Below are 19955 nucleotides of genomic sequence, written 5' to 3'. Positions count from 1 at the left end.
CATGAGTGCAACTGACCTGATCCGTTTCAGTGCCGCCGACATGGCAGCCAAGCTGGCCGCGGGTGAAATCACTTCCGTGCAGCTGGTCCAGGCCCACCTGGACCGCATTGCGGCCGTCGACGGCGGCGACCGTGGCGTCAACGCCTTCCTGCACGTCAACGCCGAGGAGGCGCTGGCCGTTGCGGCCGACGTCGACGCGCGGCGCGCCGCCGGCGAGGAACTCCACGAACTGGCCGGCGTGCCGATCGCCGTGAAGGACCTCATCGTGACGAAGGGCCAGCCCACCACGGCCGGCTCCAAGATCCTCGAGGGCTGGATGAGCCCGTATGACGCCACCGTGGTGAAGAAGCTCCGCGCCGCCCGCATGCCCATCCTGGGCAAGACCAACCTTGACGAATTTGCCATGGGCTCCTCCACGGAGCATTCCGCCTACGGCCCCACCCGCAACCCGTGGGACCTGGACCGCATTCCCGGTGGTTCCGGCGGTGGCTCCGCGGCCGCCGTCGCCGCCTTCGAGGCGCCCCTGGCCCTGGGCACCGACACGGGCGGCTCCATCCGCCAGCCCGGCGCTGTCACCGGCACGGTGGGCGTGAAGCCCACCTACGGTGCGGTTTCACGCTACGGCGCCATTGCCATGGCCTCCTCCCTGGACCAGATCGGGCCGGTCTCCCGGACCGTGCTGGACTCCGCCCTGCTGCAGGAAGTCATTGGCGGGCACGACCCCTTCGACTCCACCTCGCTGACGGACCCCTCCACCGGCCTGGCCGACGCCGCCCGCCTGGGCAACGTTGCCGGCATGAAGATCGGCATCATCAAGGAACTGCACGGCGAGGGCTACCAGGCCGGCGTCGAAAACCGCTTCAACGAATCCCTGGAGCTGCTCCGCGGCGCGGGTGCTGAAATCATTGAGGTCTCCTGCCCCAACTTCGGCTACGCGCTTGGTGCCTACTACCTGATCATGCCGTCCGAGGCCTCCTCCAACCTGGCCAAGTTCGACGGCGTCCGCTTCGGCTTGCGCACGCTGCCCACCGAAGGCCCGCTCACCATTGAGCGCGTCATGGGCGCCACCCGTGCCGCCGGCTTCGGCGACGAGGTCAAGCGCCGCATCATCCTGGGCACCTACGCCCTTTCCGCCGGCTACTACGACGCCTACTACGGCTCGGCCCAGAAGGTGCGCACCTTGATCCAGCGCGACTTCGCCGCCGCGTTTGCGCAGGTGGACGTGCTGATTTCCCCTACGGCGCCCACCACGGCGTTCAAGCTGGGGGAGAAGCTCAACGACCCGCTCGCCATGTACTTGAACGACGTGGCCACCATCCCGGCGAACATGGCCGGCGTCCCGGGCCTGACCCTGCCCGGCGGCCTGGCGGATGAGGACGGCCTGCCCGTGGGCATCCAGCTGCTGGCCCCGGCCCGCGAGGACGCCCGCCTGTACCGCGTGGGCGCCGTGCTGGAATCCCTGCTCGAGGCACAGTGGGGCGGCCCCATCCTGGACCAGGCGCCGCCGCTGGCCGAATCGGTGGTTGAGCCTGTCGAGACCGCAGCCAAGGAGGCAAAATAATGAGCGTTGACACCATTTTGAGCTTCGACGAGGCCATGGAAAAGTACGATCCCGTCCTTGGCTTTGAGGTCCACGTGGAGCTGAACACCAAGACCAAGATGTTCTCCTCCGCGCCCAATGAATTTGGCGACGAGCCCAACACCAACGTCAACGAGGTGTGCCTGGGCCTGCCCGGCGTGCTGCCCGTGGTCAACAAAAAGGCCGTCGAGTCCTCGATCCTGATCGGCCTGGCGCTGAACTGCAAAATCGCCGAGCACTGCACCTTTGCCCGCAAGCAGTACTTCTACCCGGACACCCCCAAGAACTTCCAGACCTCCCAGTACGAAGACCCCATCTGCTACGACGGCTGGCTGGACATCGAACTGGAGGACGGCACCGTGTTCCGTGTGGAAATTGAGCGCGCGCACATGGAGGAGGACGCCGGAAAACTGACGCACATGGGCGGGGCCACCGGCCGCATCCAGGGCGCCGACTTCTCCCTGGTGGACTACAACCGCTCCGGCGTGCCGCTGGTGGAAATCGTCACCAAGCCCATCGAAGGCGCCGGCTCACGGGCCCCGGAACTGGCCAAGGCGTACGTTGCCGCCGTCAGGGAAATCGTGAAGAACCTGGGTGTATCCGACGCGAAGATGGAGCGCGGCAACGTCCGCTGCGACGCCAACGTCTCCCTGCGCCCGCACGGCCAGGAGAAATTCGGCACCCGCACCGAGACCAAGAACGTGAACTCGCTGCGCGCCGTCGAAAACGCCGTGAAGTTCGAGATCCAGCGCCACGCGGCCGTTTTGGATTCCGGCGTGCTTATCACGCAGGAAACCCGCCACTGGCACGAGGACACGAAGTCCACCACGTCCGGGCGCCCCAAGTCCGACGCCGACGACTACCGCTACTTCCCCGAACCGGACCTGGTCCCCATCGTCACCACCGCTGAGTGGGTTGAGGAACTGCGCTCCCGCCTGCCCGAGCCGCCGGCCGAGCGCCGCAAGCGCCTCCAGTCCGACTGGGGCTACACGGACCTCGAGTTCCGCGACGTGGTCAACGCCGGGCTCATGGACGAGATTGAGGAAACCGTTGCCGCGGGCGCCTCGGCCGCTGCCGCGCGCAAGTGGTGGATGGGCGAGATTGCCCGCCGCGCCAAGGTGGCCGACGTCGACCCTGCGGCACTGGGCGTCACGCCCGCCGTCGTGGTGGAAATTGAAAAGCTGATCGCCGCCGGAAGCATCAACGACAAGCTGGCCCGCCAGGTGCTCGACGGCGTCCTCGAGGGCGAAGGCACCCCCGCCGAAGTGGTGGCCAAGCGCGGCCTGGCCGTGGTGTCCGACGACGGCGCCCTGCAGACAGCCATCGACGAGGCCCTGGCCGCCCAGCCCGATGTTGCGGAGAAGATCCGCGGCGGCAAGGTCCAGGCCGTTGGCGCCATTGTGGGCGGTGTCATGAAGGCCACCCGCGGGCAGGCCGACGCCGGCCGTGTCCGGGAGCTGATCCTCAAGACGCTCGGCGTCGAAGGGTAGCTTCCTTGCCCGGTTTTCCTTGTGGCAGCGTTTCAATCCTTCGTCCGCCGTGCCCAGCCTCGGTGTAAACTCGCCACCATGAGCTTCCGAATCCCTTGCCTACCCTGCCCATCCGGGTGGGGAACGTCTCGGAAAGGAAGCCGCCATGGCTCATTCACCACACCGCCGCTACAAGGGCTGCACCATCTGCCGCCCGCACCAGTGGCGCGGACAGGGGCGTCCCGCGAAGTCGCCCTGGGCCGTTAACCGCAAGATCGGTCGCAAGCGCCGCTGGGGACGCCGGGTCGGCGACAACGAATAGTGGCCGCGCCCGTCCGCGCTTTTTGCACCCCTACCAACGGGCGCGGAAAGCGGGGGCGGGCGCGGTTTTCGTTGTGGCAGGATGAAAGCATGAATCTTGCCTGGGAAACCCGTGCACGCGTGCTGTTTGAGGGCGATGCCCACGTCATGGAGGATGCGTGCGGGTTCAAGGGCCCCAACGCATGGGTCATTGACGGGGCCACGCCGCTGCTGGAACCGCTGGGGCTGCCGGCGTCGTCGGACCCGCAGTGGCTGGCCCAGGCCCTGACCATGATCCTCGCCGGGCCGGGCACCGACCTGGTGCGGACGGGCGTGCGGGCCAGGCTCGCCTCGGCGCTGGCCGCGGTGGACGCCGCGGCGATGCCGCTGGTCGGTGCCGAGCGGGTCCGCTTTCCCAGCGCCGCAATCTCCGTGGCGCAGCTCAACGCCGACGGGGTGGAGGTGGCCAGCCTGGCGGACTGCTCGGTGGTGGTGCGCACGGCCGGCGGCGCCACCCACTTGGTGCGCTCCGGTGACGCCAACGCCGCCGTCGACGCCGCGCTGGCGCCCGCGGCGGAGGAGCCGCCTGCGGCTGGTCCCGAGCAGGGCCGGCCTCCCGTGGACCCGGCCGAACGCCGCCGCCTGCTCATCCACGACCGGCAACTGCGCAACACCCAGGGACGGCTGTGGGTGGCCCGGCGCGAACCTGAAGCCGCAGACCATGCCCATGTGGTCCAGCTGGACCGGCCAGAGCTCATGGTGATGGCCACGGACGGTGCCTGGCGTGCCGTGGACCTGGGCCTGGTCAGCGGCCCGGAGGAGTTCCTGGAACGCACCCAAACAACCCTTGGCGCCCTGGGCCTGATGCATGAACTGCGCGCCCGGCAGGCCGAAATCGGGGAGGTTGCCGACGACGCCTGCGTCCTTACCCTGGCGCCGGCCACACCATGAATTCACGGATCGGCTGGTCCGAACTGCCGGCATCAGTCCGCTCAGGCATCGAGGAAATCCTGGGTGGGCCGGTGGTGGAGGCAGCCACCCAGTCCGGAGGCTTTTCGCCCGGTTCCGCCGACCGGGTGCGGCTGGCCTCGGGACGCCGGGCCTTCGTCAAGGCGGTCAGCGCGGACGTCAACGCCACGTCCGCCACGCTGCACCGGCGTGAGGCAGCCATCACCGCCTCCCTGCCGCCCGCCCTGCCCATGCCCCGCCTCCTTGGTACGTACGACGACGGCACTTGGGTTGCGCTGGCCCTCACCGACGTGGACGGCCGGCATCCGAGGGAACCCTGGCAGGAGGACGAGCTCGGCGTTGTGCTGCATACCCTGGCGGAGGTGGCCCGGGTGGAACTGCCTGCCGGGCTGGACCTTCCCCTGTACCAGGACTCGCTGCGCGGCGCATTCATGGGGTGGGAAAAGCTGCAGCGCAGGCCCATGGAGGGGCTGGACCCGTGGGCATTGGTGAATTTAGCGGAGTTGGTTGCGCTGGCCCGGGCAGGAGTGGAATGCCTGGCCGGCACTTCACTGGTCCACGGGGACTTGCGCACGGACAACATCCTGCTGACCGGTGGTCCGGGCGGGGACACGGGAGGTTCCCGGGCGGTGCTGGTTGACTGGCCGTGGGCCGCCGTCGGCGCATTCTGGGTGGATGCCCTGAGCGTGCTCATCAACGTCAAGTCCCTGGACCCGGACAGCCGCCCGGAAAGATTCCTGGACAGCCATCCGGCTTTTTCCGGTGTCCCCGCTGCAGCAATCAACGGGGTGCTGGCAGGGTTTGCGGGCTACTTCATGGACATGTCCCGCCGGCCAGACTCGCCCGGCATGCCCACGCTGCGGGCATTCCAGCGCAAGCAGGCCGACGCGTTGGTCGGGTGGCTCAAGCTCCGCCTCGACACGCCTTGACGCCCTAACCGCCCCTCCACCCCTCGCGAACCGGCACTTAACGTGGATGTTGCGCCGAAAAATCCACGTTAAGTGCCGGTTCGCGGGAGGGGGCGGGAGGGGCAGGTGGTTCGAAATGCTCAATATGAGTGATTGAGATTCGTAATGCCACTTTACGATCGCAAAGATTCACGGAAGCATGGGATGACCACTGCCAACCCTGGAGCTGATCACCCCATGCACGTCCCTGCCACTGCAACCCACCCCTCCCTCCCCGGCGCGACAGCCACAAAGCTCCACCCCGAGCTTGCCTGCGGCGTGGGGGAGTGGGACAAGCTTCTGTACGGAAACCACCGCATTGTGGTGGAGGTCTCGGAAGTCCCTGCCGGCCCCCGAGCCAACACGGTGGTGCTGCCCTGGCGGCGGCAGGATGAAAACCCGGAGGGCGTGGATGTCATCGTGGTGTCCGCAGCGTCCGGCCGGCGCGTGCGCAATGTCACCGCTTCGGAAGTGACCAGGGAACGCGGTGCATTCACCTTTGAACCCCTGGACGGACCCGGCAGCTATTACTTTTACTACCTGCCCTACGCCATGGGCGGGCACGCCCACTACCCCCAGGCCCGGTACCTGCCGGCCAGGCCGACGGCGGATCCGGGCTGGGTGCACGAGGTTGCCGGCGGAGTCTGGCCGGCAGAAAACGGGCCCGCCAACGGCAAATTCCCTGAAGCGAGGGCTGTCCGCTACGAGGCGGCCAGCGAATGGGACTCCTTTGCCCCGATGAATTTCACCCCCACGGCGGCTGAGCTGGACGGGTTGCACGCCGGGCACCGCGGCGCAGCCTTTCTCCTCTTTGCCCAGGACCGGGAGCACCTCATCTCCATGAAGGACGGCGTTCCAGCGCACTGGGCCATCGGGGGCCCCGTCGCCGCGGCCGGAACGCCGGCGCAGGCCACCGTGACCGGGCAAGCACAGCCCGGCGAGGACTACGTCCTGCAACTGGGCCTGTATGCCCTCACGGAAGTGGCGGGGGTTTCAGTATCCGTGGCGGCAAGCTCCGCCGGGCAGGAAGTGGCCGGCCGGTGCATCAACACCGAGGGCGTGGACCGGCTGGGCATGCCGTTCAGCAAGGAATTGGACGTCACGGAAGGAACGGTCCAGGCACTGTTCATCATTTTGCCTGTCCCAACTGGGGCGGCCGGCGGCACGCTGCAGGCCGCCGTCACGGTGGCCACCCCGGCCGGCAGCGCCACCGTCCCGGTTGAGCTGACTGTCCTGCCGGGAGCGGAGCCCGACATTGCCGCGGGCGGTTATGGCGACCCTGGCAAGCTGCGCCGCCTGGCATGGCTGGACTCGACGCTGGCACAGGATGACGAACTGGTCCGCCCCTACACGGCCATTTCACTGGATGAACAGGCCCGCACGCTGGGCATTCTAGGCCGAACCCTGGCCCTGGGCGCCAACGGCCTGCCGGCCCAAATCACCTCCACTTATACGCCCGCCGTCACGGCTGTGGATGGACCTGCCCGCGAACTGCTGGCCGGACCCTTTGCCTTCACCCCCGTGTCCGGCGGCCAGGCCGCCTGGCAACATTCGCCGCTGCGGTTCAGCGTTCACGGCCCGGCCCGCATCGGCTGGAGTTGCACCTGGTCCAACAAGCTAACCAAGCTGCAGGTCACCGTTGACGGTGAGCTGGAGGCCGACGGCGCAGCCTCCTTCGCCGTCCGGCTCACCAATACCGGGGATGCCCAGGCGGAATTGGGCGACGTCCGCCTGGCGGTGCCGTTCCGCCAGGATGCGGTGCCATATTCCATGGGTCTGGGCACGCCCGGCGGCAACCGCATGACCAGCCTCGACTGGACCTGGGACGTCACCGCACGCAACCAGGAGTCGCTGTGGCTGGGGGATGCAAACATCGGCGTCCAGCTCGCCCTGCGCGACGACAACTACGAGCGCCCGCTGAACACGAATTTCTACCACGAAAAGCCGCTCAACGCCCCCGTCTCCTGGGCCAACACCGGTGACGGTGCCGGTGCCGCGGGAGTCACCCTGCGTGAGGCGGCCGCGGAAGGGGGCGCCGGCGTCGTGCGCGTTGAAGCCTTTAGCGGACCCCGGACCCTCGCAGCAGGGGAAAGCCTCAACTACGGCTTCCGACTGCTGCTGACCCCGTTCAAGCCAATCCAGCCGGGTCGCCAGCTTGCCAACCGCTACTTCCACGACCAGGGCAGCGTGGAGGCTATTGCCGAAACCGGGGCCTCGGTCATCAACATTCACCACGCCACCGCCCTGGCGCCGTTCATCAACGACCCCTTGCTGCATGCGGAAACCCTGGCCAGCTACACGGCGGAGGCTCATGCTGCGGGCCTCAAGGTCAAGGTGTATGACACTGTGCGCGAGCTGACGGCGCACAGCCCGGACCTGCTGCCGATGCTGTCGCTGGGCGGGGAAATTTTCAGTGGGGGTCCGGGCCTGGGGCACATGTGGCTGCAGGAACATGCCGGCCGCAATTACGTTTCCGCCTGGCATGCACCCAATGTGGATGATGTGGCGGTTGTGACGGCAGGGGAGTCGAGGCTGCAAAACTGGTACATCCGCGGGCTGGACGAGCTGGTGCGGCGCACCGGCGTGGACGGCATCTACCTCGATGACATTGCCTATGACCGGCAGGCCATGAAGCGCGTCCGCAAGGTGCTCGAGAGGCGGTGCCAGGACCCGGAGATCGATCTCCACTCCGCCAACCAATTCACCGAGCGCGACGGCTGGAACCCGTCGGCGAACCTGTACATGGAACAGCTGCCGTACACGGACAGGCTGTGGCTCGGCGAGTACTTTGACTATGACAATACGGACGCGGCGTTCTGGCTGGTGGAAGTCTCCGGCATCCCGTTCGGCCTCATGGGGGAGATGCTTGAAGGGGGAGGCAACCCCTGGCGCGGCCTGGTCTTTGGCATGACGGGGCGGGCCCCGCGGGTGGACAACCGGCCGCTGTGGCAATTCTGGGCCGACCACGGGCTGGCTGCGGCGGACATGGTGGGGCACTGGGACCCGGGCTCGCCCGTGCGCACCAGCCATCCCGGCGTGCTGGCGAGCAGCTGGATCACGCCCGCCGGGCTGGTCACCGCATTGGCCAGCTGGGCTGAGGCGCCGGTGGCTGTGACGTTGGAGTTTGCGCCGGGGTTTGCGCACCTGGGCGGGGCCTGCGCTGCGGCGCCCGCGATCGCCGGCTTCCAGGACGCAGCGGGTTATGCACCCGGTACTGCCATCACTGTTGAACCGGGCCGCGGTGTTGTGCTGGTCATCAAGGGGCGACAGTTCTGAAGCCGAGGTTGCCGCTGGCCGACTCGGGGGAATTGGAGCTGCGCGCGGCCAGCCGGTAGCGGTTGCAGTAGGACTCGTGGCACAGGTAGGAGCCGCCCCGCATGACCCGGCCCCGCCCGATGGTGGGGCCGGGGGGATCCGCCACGGTGCCCAAGTCCTGGCAGGATTTGTAGTACTTGGGCAGGAACCAGTCGGAACACCATTCCCACACGTTGCCGCTGGTCTGGAACAGCCCATGGCCGTTGGGCCCGAAGGTGCGCACAGGCGCGGTGGTGAGGTGGCCGTCGTCGCCCGTGTTTTCGGTGGGAAAGGTGCCTTGCCAGATGTTGCAGTGGTGGACAGTAGTGCCGTCCGCCGCGATACCGTGAAGCTCGTTGCCCCACGGGTACCGGGCCTGGGCGAGACCGCCGCGGGCTGAGTATTCCCACTGCGCCTCCGTGGGCAGGGCGCGGCCGGCCCAGGCACAGTAGGCCAGTGCGTCAGTGTGCGAAACCTGCACCACGGGATGGTCGGGGATGTCTTCCCAGAAAGAGAGCCGCCCGGCCGGATGGGCCCAGTCCGCGCCCCGGACGTTCAGCCACCAGGGCGTCCCGGAGGCGGTGCCGAGGATGTCTTGGGTGCCCGCCTGGACGGCCAGGTGGAAAACGGCGGAGGTCCCGTACACCTCGGATTCGGTGCGGTACCCGGTGGCGTCGATGAATGTTGCGAACTGCGTGTTGCTGACGGCCGTGGCATCGATCCGGAACGCGGACATGGCAACGCTGTGCACGGGCGTTTCGCCGTCGGCCGGGTAACCCTCGCCGAAAGGGTCGCCCATGGCAAAGGTGCCGGCGGGAATGGCCACGTCCTCGTGGGCAGGTGCGGCCGCGTTCGCAACCGCCAGTGGGGTGGTGGCTTCCGGTCCGTGTCCGTCGTGGGCGTTCGGGGATGCCTGGCGGCCTTTCGGGCTGCAGCAACTGGACACTGGTTCTCCTTCTCAGGCCTGGGCACGCGTCCGTCCGGCCGGCCGTCCGGAGCTGCGCGGGGCTCTACCCTCCATTGTGACGCATCACGCGCGGTGGCGCCGGATGGCAGACCGGCAAGGGAAGTCCAGGCAGGAAACGCAGCGGGAAATCCCTCACCATGCGTGATTGTGACTTATTTGGAGAATTTGAATCATGATCTTGCATGATTCATTTTCATGGCTTATCTTTGTTAAACGATTAACACGTGTGGCAGGCATCACAGTCCTGTGACTCCTCCCACCCTTGGAAGCCACCCACCGAACCCAAGCCAGGAGCACCAATGAGCCCGACGACACGTCAGGAAACCCTGGAGACTTCGGCTCCCGCCGCGGAGGCCGGGCCAATGAACGCAAGAGGCGAGACGGCGTCTCGCCGCCGTGGGCGGGCATCCCGCAGCAAGAACCCCGCGCAATCGAAGACCCACGCAGTCCCGTTCAAGGTCCGCTGGCGCCGCGACTGGCAGATGGTGCTCATGATGGTGCCCGGCGTGCTGGTCATGCTCCTGTTCGCCTACATCCCGATCCTCGGCAACGTGATCGCCTTTCAGGATTACCAACCGTACCTGACCGTCTTCGAGGCCCCTTTCGTGGGCATGGAAAAGTTCGTGGGGCTGTTCGATGACCCCGCCTTCCTGGACGCCTTCCGCAACACCATGGTTCTTGCAGTCACCCAGCTGGTGCTGTTCTTCCCGGTGCCGATCATCCTGGCCCTGGTGGTTGACTCGCTCTCGCCACGGCGCATCCGCAACGTGTTCCAGTCGATCGTGTACCTGCCGCACTTCCTGTCCTGGGTCCTGGTCATCACGTTCTTTCAGGAATTCCTGGGCGGCGCCGGCTTCATCAACAACATGCTCAAGCTGATGGGGATGGGGTCCATCCCGTTCATGACGGACCCCACCACGTTTCCGCTGATGGCCACCATCCAGCTGGTCTGGAAGGATGCCGGCTGGGCCATGATCATCTTCCTTGCAGCCCTGTCCACGGTTGACGTCTCCCTCTACGAAGCGGCAGCGGCCGACGGCGCGGGACGCTGGCGCCGCCTGTGGCACGTCACGCTGCCTGCCCTGCGGCCGGTCATCATCCTGTTGCTCATCCTGCGCATCGGCGACATTCTCAGCGTCGGCTTCGAGCAGTTCATCCTGCAGCGCGACAACGTGGGCCCCGGCGCCGCGGAAGTCCTGGACACCTACGTCTACTATTCGGGCGTGATCGGCGGCGACTGGAGTGCCGGCGCCGCGGCCGGCCTCGCCAAGGGCGTCATCAGCGCGCTGCTCATTTGGGGCGCCAACTCCCTTGCCCACAAGTTCGGCGAAGCCGGGCTCTTTCAGAAGAAGGTCGGCTAGGCACCGCCTGCCGGAAGGAGAACTCACATGACTTCGCTCTTGAAGCGCAAGGCGTCCGGGCTCAGCTATTCCCCCACCAGGCCAGCCTGGAAGGAAAAGCCGTCGCGCCTGTACTCAGGGCTCAAGGTCCTGATCGTGGTGGTGGTCACCGCCTGCATCGGCCTGCCCGTGCTGGTGGTCTTCGCGACGTCGTTCGCGGACAACCAGCAGATCATCCAGTCCGGGGGCTACGTGCTGTGGCCCACGCACCCCAACCTTGATGCGTACCGGACCCTCTTCTCCGGGAACCTCATGATCCGCGCCCTGGGGGTCAGCGCCTTCATTACGGTCGTTGGCACCGCCATTGCCCTGTTCGTCACGATCCTGCTGGCGTACGCCACCAGCCGCCCGGTGCTGTTTGGCCGCCCCGTGGTCCTCGCCGTGCTTTTCACCATGCTCTTCAGCGCAGGGATCATTCCCATGTATCTGATGATCAAGCAGCTGGGCCTCATTGACAGCCTCTGGTCGCTGATCCTGCCCGGGGCCCTGGGCGGCTTCAACTTTGTCGTCATGCGCTCCTTCTTCATGAACATCCCCGGCGAACTGATCGAAAGCGCCCGGATCGACGGGGCCAGCGATTGGAAGATCCTGTGGACCATGGTGCTGCCGCTGTCCAAGGCCGTGACCGCCGTCGTCGGGCTTTTTTACGCCGTAGGCATCTGGAACTCGTTCTTCAACGCGCTCCTGTACCTCAATGACACGGCCAAGTGGCCTGTCCAGGTGGTGCTTCGCTCCTACGTCCTGCAAGGGAAGTCCATGGCGGCAGACCAGTTGGGCGTTGCGGTACATGCCCAGCCGCAGTCACTCCAAATGGCAGTGGTGGTGGTGGCGCTGGTGCCGATCCTGCTTGTCTACCCGTTCCTGCAGCGGCACTTCACCAAGGGCGTCATCACCGGCGCCGTCAAGGGCTAGGCCCTCCCAAACCAACCAGCCAGACCAACCGATACGAACACCAACGAAAGGCAAGCACGATGTCATCAGCTACCACCACCGGCTACAGCCGGAGGGGATTCCTGGGCATGCTCGGCGTCAGCGCCGCGACCATCGCCATCGGCACCTCATTGACGGGCTGCGGCCCGTCCGCATCCGGCGGCGACGCAGCCGCCTCGGCCGCGGTCAAGCTGCCCACCTACAAGGAGTTCACCGGCATCAAACCGGACCTCCCGGGCAATGCGGAAGGCCTGCAGCCGGCCTTTCTGTCCATGCCGAGAACGTTTGTCAAGACAACCAGCAAGGCGCCCCTGACGCAGAGCCTCTCCGCGTACACGGAAACGTTCGAAACGCCGCCTCCCGGAATGGACTCCAACCCGTTCTGGAAGCGCCTCAACTCGGCCCTCGGCGCCAATCTGAACCTGACCATCGGCACAGACCCGGGCTACCCGGACAAGTTCGCCACCATGCTGGCCAGCGGTGACATCCCGGACCTCATGTGGCTGCCGCCGAACCAGGGCATCCCCAACGTCGGCCCCATGCTCGAAGCCAAGTTCACCGACTTGACTAAATACCTTTCAGGTGACGCCGTGCTGCAGTACCCCAACCTCGCTGCGCTGAAGCCGGCCTCCTGGAAAACTGCCGTGGTCAACGGGAAGATCTGGGGTGCGCCCATCCCGTCCACCCCCATGGGCCAGGTCATGATCGGAAACCCGCAGATGTGGAGCAAGGTGGGGGGCTTCAAGTTCACCTCCACGGACGACTTCATGGCGAAGGGTGCCGAGGTTGCCAAGGCATTCCCCGGGAGCTTTGTGCTAGGCAGCGACTACATCAACGAAATGCACATGTTCGGCGAGTGGTTCGGGGTGCCCACCACGTGGCGCCTGAACAAGGACAAGACGCTGACCCACATGTATGAGACACCTGAATACAAGGCCATGCTGGAATTCGCCGCCAAGGTGTTCAAGACCGGATTCTTCAACCCGGACACCACCCTTTCCAGTTTCAGCACCCCCTTCGTGGCCAACAAGCTGGCCGCGTATGTTTCGGTGGGTCCCAAGGGCATCAGCGAGGCCCGGTCCGCCGACCCCACCCGTTTCGGGGAGGTGCTCATTCCCTTTGGCCATGACGGCAAGATCACTCCCGTGTATGACATGGGCTACGGCACCGTTGGCTTTACGCCGCTGAAAAAGACCTCGGATGACAAGCGAATCCGCGAAGTCCTGGACTTCTACAACTGGATGGCCGCGCCCTTCGGAAGCGCGGAATACCTGCAGAAGAACTACGGCACGGAAGGAGCCGACTTCACCTTCGACCAGTCCGGCAACCCCGTTTTCACCAAGGACGGAAACACCAATGCCCCTGGCCTGGTCAGCGCCCTGAACATCATGTCCAGCCCGGAGAACCCGATCTACAGCGCGCAGTTCACCAAGGACACCCAGGCCATCTATGACGCTTCCAAGGAACTGCTGAAGTACGCCAGCCGGAACCCCACTGCCGGCACGTACTCCGACACCAACTCCAAGGTTGGCGCCAAGCTGACCACTGCCGCCCGGGACACGGCCACGGACATCCTCACCGGCCGGGCCGGCGTGGACACCTGGGACGCGGCCGTCACCAAGTGGAAGAACGGCGGCGGAGACAAGATGCGCGAGGAATACCAGAAGGCGCTCGCCTAGGACGCCGGGCGGGCCTTCCAGAAGGCCCGCCCGGCCGGGCCCACCGGCTGCAGGGGAAGGGGCCGTGGCGGCAGGAAATCCTTGACGCCACGGCGCATGTAGGCTCGACAAAAGTGCAGTCAAGCGGTTTACGGACCATGTCAGAGATGGCCCGGATGCCGGGAATCATCCAAGGAAACAAGGGGAGCCCATGAATTCGCCAGTCACACCGGCGCGGCGCGCCACCATCCGCACCGTGGCCCAGGCCGCCGGGGTCTCCACGGCCACGGTTTCCTACGTGCTCTCCGGACGGTCCGGCAAGGCTGGTTCCCCCGGCGTTTCGAGCCAGACAGAACTCCGCGTGCGGCAGGCGGCATTGGGTCTGGGCTACCGGCCCAACCAGGCGGCGCGGACCATCCGCACCGGAAAATCGAACCTGATGATGCTGTCGCTGACCATGCTCTCCGACCCCTGGTCGCTGTCCGTGAGCAAGGCCGTCGGTGCGGCCGTGGCGGATGTGGGCATCACGCCCATGATCCTTGCCGACACCGACTGGCGGACGGCCATCCGGCGCCAAGGGGCCGACGTCGTCTTCATCGACGCAGCGGACCAGGAGGGCGACGCCGGACTGCTCGCCGAGCTGGCCGGCAGCAACAGGCTGGTCGTGTTCAGTGAAACCCTTGAACCCAACGGCTTCGACGTGGTCCGCTCCATGGCCGGAACGACCATGGACCAGGCCATGGACCACTTGACCGCCACGCACACCAAGGTGGCTGCGCTGGCTTCGACAAGCAGCCTCAAGAATGCGCGCGCGGGCCGGTATGGCGCCTACGTGCGGGGCCTGGAAAGGGCGGGACTGGCGCTCCAGGACAAATACGTGGCGACCTTTGACGGCGACGAACTGAGTGCCTACCAGGCCGCTGTCCAGCTGCTCAGCCAGCCGGACCCGCCCACCGCCATCTTCGCCACCTCCGACTTTGTCGGCATTGCGGCGATACATGCGGCCCAGCGGCTCCGGCTGTCAGTGCCCGAGGACGTTGCTGTGGTGGGCATCGGCAACACCCTGCAGGGCGAGGCCATGGCGCCGTCGTTGACCAGCGTGGGTCCGGCAGGCTTCTTTGACGGCCTGGCCCGCTTCCTGGTTGACAGGGCCAAGGACCCCTCCGCGCCGGCGCAGGTCCTGGAGTTCCCATGGCAGCTGTTTGTGCGGGACTCCGCACCGGGCTCCACACATTGATACAAGGCCATGAATTTCAAGCAAGAGAGAAGAAGTGTTGTGACAGATTTGGTTGAAGCTGTGCCCGGGCCTGCCCGGACCACCCGCGACATGCGCGTTGGCCTTGTTGGCTTCGGGTTGCGGGCTTCGCTGTGGCGCCACGTGCACCGGCCCGGCGAAGGTTCGGAAGTGGTGATGGTCTGCGATGTTTCGGAGCGCGGCCGTGCGGACGCCGCAGACAAGATTCCGACGGCGGCTGTCACGGGCGACCTTCAGGAACTCCTGGACGCCGGGCTGGATGCGGTGCTGGTGTTGACGCCGGACAACAAGCATGCGCTGATTGCCTTGGAAACCCTCAAGGCCGGGATCCCCACCTTCTGCGAGAAACCCCTCGACGTGACACTGGAGGCTGCCGATGCCATTTTGACCACTGCTTTTGAGACCGGAACCCGCCTGTACGTGGGGCACAACATGCGCCACATGCCCGTTGTGGTGCAGATGCGCGAGCTCATCCAGTCCGGGGCCATCGGAGAGGTCAAGGCGGTCTGGTGCCGGCACTTTGTGGGCAACGGCGGGGACTACTACTTCAAGGACTGGCACGCCGAGCGCGCCAACACCACCTCGCTGCTGCTGCAAAAGGGTGCCCATGACATTGACGTGATCCACTGGCTGGCCAGCGGCTACACCCGGCGCGTGTCCGCCATCGGCGACCTGGCCGTGTACGGGGACGTGAAGAGCCGGCGGGACAACTCGGACAGGCGCATGTGGGACTGGTTCTCGCTGGAGAACTGGCCGCCCACCGAACAGACAGACCTGAACCCCGTCATCGACGTCGAGGACATCTCCATGATGCAGATGGTCCTGGACAACGGCGCCCTGGCCTCCTACCAGCAGTGCCACTTCACGCCCGACTACTGGCGCAACTACACGGTCATTGGCACCAAGGGCCGCATCGAAAACTTTGGCGACAACCCCGGCGACAAGATCCATGTCTGGACGACTAGGTCCCAGGACGGCTTCGTGGAGCCCGACCAAAAGGTGGAGATCCGGGACGGTGACGGCGGCCACGGCGGTGCGGACCCGCTCCTGATCGCGGAGTTCCTGCGCTTTGCCCGCGACGGCGGCGCCACCGCAACTTCCCCGGTCGCGGCCAGAGAAGCCGTGGCCGCAGGCGTGCTTGCCGCCCAGTCGCTGCGCTCCGGCGGTGGCGCCCTGGAAGTGCCTGAACTGCCCGCGAAACTCGTGGAGTACTTCAAAGCCGGCCAGCCCGTCCGCACCGCCGTCTAACGCAAAGGCTTCGCCATCCATCCATCGCTGACCGCCACGTCCTGGGAGGATAGGATGCACTTCCACTGGGCAACGGGCTGCTGGGCGGGCTCCTGTGGGGTGAGGGAAATGTGCTGCGCCTTTCCCTGGACCGCGGTGACCTCTGGGATGAGCGCACCCATGGCGAACAGGAGTGGTGGAAAGAGCATCCATGGAACGGGGCCGGCGACGACCCCGATCCATGGGGCAAGTTCTACCGCGGCCTGACACCCACCAAGCCTCCGGCCGGACGCTTGGAACTTCGCTTGGAGCCCGGGCAGAGGCTGAAAGAATTCGAGCTGGACCTCGCCACCGCCCAAGGCACCGCCACAACAACTGCCGGGCAAGCGTCCATGCAACTTCCCGACGCGGGCATCCAACGCAACTTCCGGTTCAACCGTTACCTTTGCGGCGCCGGTTCGCGGAAGGGTGCCCCCGCCCAGGCCGATCCAGGGAGTGCGGACGGCGGCCTGCCCCCGTGGAAGGGCGATTGCCACAATGGCCTCAACGCAGCTGAGGTAGTCGGTATGCCAGGCGTCGGGGGATTTTGAGTCGGGGGAGTCCAACCTGGATTTTCTGTGGGAACCGGCCCCCGTATTCCGCCAGTTTGCTTGGGACTTTTAGGGCACGTCCGGGCTGGCCTCACCGGGGGGAATGTCCGGCAAAGGCCAGCCACTGGCCGGGTGGAGCCAGTATGCGATGTCGCCATCCATGGGCGCCTGGAACGGGCATAGGTTTTACCTGCACTGACGTTTTGCCCGTGGCTCGGAGATTCTGGCCAAACGCGCCTACCCCTGGTGTGCCGAAGTGGGACAACGCCTCCAAAGGCGACCAGTCCGGACTGAGACACTCGGCCTACACCCATCGGCCGTTCACCCTGGAAGGCAATTTCGCAGCGATGCAGGTGGTCCAGGAAATGCTGCTGCAAAGTTGGAGTCCGACGCCGGGCACACCGGAATCGGAGGTCCTGCGGATTTTCCCCGCCGTTCCAGCACAACGGGCCGGCGCCAGCTTCACCGAGCTGCGCGCGGCGGGCGGGTTCGGGGTTGCGGTCGGCAGGCAAGGCAACGTCACCACCTCGCTCACGGTTGTTGCCGGCCGGGACGGCACGGTGCGGATCCGGAACAACGTCGACGGCCGGGAGCCGAGCTGGTCCGTTGGCGGTGTTGTAAAAATAGGCCACGATTTCCACCTTGCGATGCTCCGCGGCGATGTGGCGACCGCATGAAGGGGCGCAGACCATGAATGCACTCCGGGATGACCTGGCCATGTCCGATTTGAAGGCCGGCCCGGCAGGCAGCGCGCACACGCCGGAGAACACAGGGACCGCGCCCACCCTCCGCAGCCGGCGCCAAACGGCGACGCGATGCCGGGACGTGACATGGCGCGCGGCGGTGGAGTCTTGGCAACATGGCGGTCGACTGGGTCTGAATGCCATCTCGGTCATGAAAATTTTCATTGTGTTATCGATATCATTTCTGTAATCTAGAGCGTACTTCACCCCGTTCCGGCCCTACCATCTCAGCTAGGTAACGTCATGTCACACTCAAATCACATGAAAATCACTCTCGCCGCAATCGCGGCCGCCGTGGCCCTTTCCGCCGCCCCTCTCTCCGGCATGTCCCCCGCAGTAGCGGCCACCTCGGCGCCTCCCGGTACGGTGATTCCGGAGAGCCAGTACTCCATTGCCAGCTTCGACTCCCAGTCGCCCGCATACCCGGCCCCACCGTCGCTTGACGGCACGGCCAAGGCGGCCATCGACGGGGACGTGAACACGGAATGGACTTCGCTGGCCACCGCGATGCCGCACTGGCTTGCCGTGGACCTTGGCGCTACATACAACGTGACTGGCCTCGAGTACTCGGTGAAGAACCAGTCAAATGGTCCCATCCAGAATTACAAGGTCTTCGCCACCAACAACGTCGCCACTGCCCAGTCCACCACCGGCGACTGGGGGCAGCCGGTGGCAACGGGCGCCTTTACCCAGCCAAACAGCAACACACAGGTACAGTCCGTCTCCTTCAACATGCCCGTCACCGCCCGTTTCATCAAACTGGAGGCTGACAGCACTGTCAGCGGCTCCAACTATGCCGCCATCTCCGAGATCAGTGCTTTCACATCCGGCGCGGCGGTGGCGCCTCCGCCATACGGCGTCACAGTGGGGACGTTGGGGCCATGGTCCAACCCGGACGACACGTCAGCGAGCCCCTTCATCGACAAGGACGGCACGTTCCACTACGAATCGGCACACTCGCTTTACGGCCTCACGGACTCGCGCAGTTGGTCCTTCAACACCGGTGACAACTTGGACACTGCTGTGCCCGACGCCGCCATCAACCAGGCGGTCAGCCCCACCAACCCTGCTGACAAGAACAGCGACACAACCGAGCGCTGCAACAACAGTCCCACAGGACTGACGGCCACATTTGCGCCAGCCGGTTCCAACTACGCCCAGCGCGACTACTGCGACCTGACCCAGCTCTGGGTCGACCCGGACACCGGGAACTGGTACGGGCTGGTCCACAACGAATTCACGCCGCAGCCGTTTGGCGACGGACTGCACTTCGACGCCATCGACTTCGCCGTCTCCGCCGACCAGGGCAAGACCTGGACCATCAAGAACCAGGTCATCACCACCCCTTTCAGCACCGTCAGGGGAGACACCTCCACGTTTCCGCAGCAGACCTACGACTACGGGGACGGCGACCCGCGCCTCTTCGTAGACACCGCCTCCGGCTATTTCTACATGTACTACGGCTCGCGGATCGTGGATAAGACCGGAAGCTGGGCGGCATTCTACGAACACGTAGCCCGCGCACCGATCGCTGACAAGATGGCCCCAGGATCGTGGAGCAAGTACTACGACGGCTCCTGGCAGCAGCCGGGACTAGGCGGCAAGGAGAGCAACCTGGTTCCCGTCAGCCCGGCCAACACCACCGGCTACACCCCCACGGCTAGCGAGTACAACCCGCTCATGCCCGGCACAGCGTCCGTGCAAATTGCAGCGGGCCTGATGCCGGCAACTTCGCCGCTGTTCGTCATGGATGTCACTTACGACGCCTACCTGGGCCTGTACATTGGCGAGCCGCAGAATCCTGACCAGAGCGGCAACGCCCCGCAACAGTATTACGCCACCAAGAGCCTGGCAACGCCCAAGTGGACCCTGCTGGGGGACACCGGGTCCTACACTACGGCCTCGTGGTACCGCTGGTTCATCGACCCTGCCAACGCCACGAGTTCGAACATCGTGGGCAAGTCCTTCCGCTCCTACTGCTCCTTCGGCTGCTCCAACGGATCCGCCAGCGAGTACGCGAACGTCACCATCGACCAGAACGCGGCCCCGCCGGCCCCCGTGATCGACACCAGCAAGAGCTACACGGTCACCAATGGCCTTGGCCTTGCCCTAGCCCAGCAGGGCGGTTCAAGCGCCACCAAGATCATTTCCAGCACCTCGGCCAAGGCATCGGCAGCGTGGACCTTCACCAGTAACGGCGATGGTTCCTACAGCCTCACCAATGCGGCAAGCGGCGATGCGCTCGGGGTCTCGAACGACACGGCAGGCCGCGCTTGGGGTACGAATCTCTCGGTCACTCCCACCGCCAAGCCAGGCCAGACGGCCCAGCAGTGGTTTGTCATCCCCGGAACCACACCGGACGGCACGGCAACGGGCAATTACCGTGTGGTTAACCGCTACAGCGGCCTGGTCATTTCGCTGCCGGCCGGCTCCGGGCAGGCCTTGACAACACCCTTCCGCAGTTGGACCGATTCCTCTGGCAGCACAGTGGGCAACGGAGCGCAGGCGGCCGCGCAAACCCTGACGTTGACCCCGCTCAACTAACGACGACGGCTGCTGGCCGAAAAAGACAGGCGCTGGGCGGTTCCCGGCGGTTGCTCCCGGGAGCCGTTTCCCTGTGCACCCCG

General features: G+C 65.8%; 15 protein-coding genes and 1 pseudogene. 14 read left to right on the top strand and 2 right to left on the bottom strand.

Annotation, left to right across the window (positions count from 1 at the left end; translation table 11 throughout):
• Position 1 precedes the first annotated feature (1 nt).
• The 6 genes from gatA (at position 2) to G6N77_RS01135 (ending at position 8540) form a co-directional block, all read left to right on the top strand.
• Positions 2-1561, top strand: coding sequence for an Asp-tRNA(Asn)/Glu-tRNA(Gln) amidotransferase subunit GatA (gatA, locus tag G6N77_RS01160; protein WP_165180151.1), 1560 nt, complete (start codon positions 2-4; stop codon positions 1559-1561).
• Positions 1561-3069 carry an Asp-tRNA(Asn)/Glu-tRNA(Gln) amidotransferase subunit GatB gene (gene gatB / locus G6N77_RS01155; RefSeq protein ID WP_165180150.1) on the top strand — a complete coding sequence of 503 codons (1509 nt, stop codon included), beginning with the start codon at positions 1561-1563 and terminating at the stop codon, positions 3067-3069. The genes gatA and gatB overlap by 1 nt, the downstream gene beginning before the upstream one ends.
• Positions 3070-3214: 145 nt before the next feature.
• Positions 3215-3370 (top strand): hypothetical protein, encoded by a 156-nt coding sequence (locus G6N77_RS01150; RefSeq protein WP_165180149.1) that lies wholly within the window; start codon positions 3215-3217, stop codon positions 3368-3370.
• Between the two features lie 89 nt (positions 3371-3459).
• Positions 3460-4299, top strand: coding sequence for a hypothetical protein (locus tag G6N77_RS01145; protein ID WP_165180148.1), 840 nt, complete (start codon positions 3460-3462; stop codon positions 4297-4299).
• Positions 4296-5246, top strand: coding sequence for a phosphotransferase family protein (locus G6N77_RS01140; protein ID WP_165180147.1), 951 nt, complete (start codon positions 4296-4298; stop codon positions 5244-5246). The genes G6N77_RS01145 and G6N77_RS01140 overlap by 4 nt, the downstream gene beginning before the upstream one ends.
• Positions 5247-5429: 183 nt before the next feature.
• Positions 5430-8540 carry a glycoside hydrolase domain-containing protein gene (locus G6N77_RS01135; protein WP_165180146.1) on the top strand — a complete coding sequence of 1037 codons (3111 nt, stop codon included), beginning with the start codon at positions 5430-5432 and terminating at the stop codon, positions 8538-8540.
• Here G6N77_RS01135 and G6N77_RS01130 read toward each other — a convergent pair.
• On the bottom strand, positions 8521-9423 hold the full coding sequence (locus G6N77_RS01130; RefSeq protein ID WP_240901589.1) for a formylglycine-generating enzyme family protein: 903 nt from the start codon (positions 9421-9423) through the stop codon (positions 8521-8523). The two genes, G6N77_RS01135 and G6N77_RS01130, sit on opposite strands and share 20 nt — an antisense overlap.
• Before the next feature lie 401 nt (positions 9424-9824).
• Between G6N77_RS01130 and G6N77_RS01125 the strand changes: the two genes are divergently transcribed.
• The 7 genes from G6N77_RS01125 (at position 9825) to G6N77_RS01095 (ending at position 17262) form a co-directional block, all read left to right on the top strand.
• Positions 9825-10886, top strand: a complete 1062-nt coding sequence (locus G6N77_RS01125; protein ID WP_370875245.1) for an ABC transporter permease — start codon at positions 9825-9827, stop codon at positions 10884-10886.
• Between the two features lie 27 nt (positions 10887-10913).
• On the top strand, positions 10914-11837 hold the full coding sequence (locus tag G6N77_RS01120; RefSeq protein WP_165180145.1) for a carbohydrate ABC transporter permease: 924 nt from the start codon (positions 10914-10916) through the stop codon (positions 11835-11837).
• Positions 11838-11896: 59 nt separating this feature from the next.
• Positions 11897-13534, top strand: a complete 1638-nt coding sequence (locus tag G6N77_RS01115) for a type 2 periplasmic-binding domain-containing protein (protein ID WP_165180144.1) — start codon at positions 11897-11899, stop codon at positions 13532-13534.
• Positions 13535-13724: 190 nt separating this feature from the next.
• On the top strand, positions 13725-14750 hold the full coding sequence (locus G6N77_RS01110) for a LacI family DNA-binding transcriptional regulator (protein ID WP_165180143.1): 1026 nt from the start codon (positions 13725-13727) through the stop codon (positions 14748-14750).
• A 90-nt stretch (positions 14751-14840) separates the two neighbouring features.
• Positions 14841-16016 carry a Gfo/Idh/MocA family protein gene (locus G6N77_RS01105; RefSeq protein ID WP_165180227.1) on the top strand — a complete coding sequence of 392 codons (1176 nt, stop codon included), beginning with the start codon at positions 14841-14843 and terminating at the stop codon, positions 16014-16016.
• A gap of 110 nt (positions 16017-16126) precedes the next feature.
• Entirely contained in the window at positions 16127-16585 is a 459-nt protein-coding gene (locus tag G6N77_RS01100) for a hypothetical protein (RefSeq protein ID WP_165180142.1), read from the top strand.
• 248 nt (positions 16586-16833) lie between these two features.
• Positions 16834-17262 carry a hypothetical protein gene (locus G6N77_RS01095; RefSeq protein ID WP_165180141.1) on the top strand — a complete coding sequence of 143 codons (429 nt, stop codon included), beginning with the start codon at positions 16834-16836 and terminating at the stop codon, positions 17260-17262.
• A 36-nt stretch (positions 17263-17298) separates the two neighbouring features.
• Here the strand turns inward: G6N77_RS01095 and G6N77_RS20250 are convergent.
• A pseudogene (locus G6N77_RS20250) lies at positions 17299-17472 on the bottom strand (Chromate resistance protein ChrB); the annotation flags it as partial.
• A gap of 117 nt (positions 17473-17589) precedes the next feature.
• On the opposite strand from G6N77_RS20250, the gene G6N77_RS01090 reads away from it, so the two are divergent.
• Positions 17590-19872, top strand: a complete 2283-nt coding sequence (locus G6N77_RS01090) for a discoidin domain-containing protein (RefSeq protein WP_205677868.1) — start codon at positions 17590-17592, stop codon at positions 19870-19872.
• Positions 19873-19955: the final 83 nt, after the last annotated feature.

This window comes from Arthrobacter silviterrae, from assembly GCF_011045165.1.
Taxonomy (GTDB): Bacteria; Actinomycetota; Actinomycetes; order Actinomycetales; family Micrococcaceae; genus Specibacter; species Specibacter silviterrae.
Note: the sequence above shows the minus strand (reverse complement) of the source record. Positions and strands in the feature narration are given on the sequence as shown.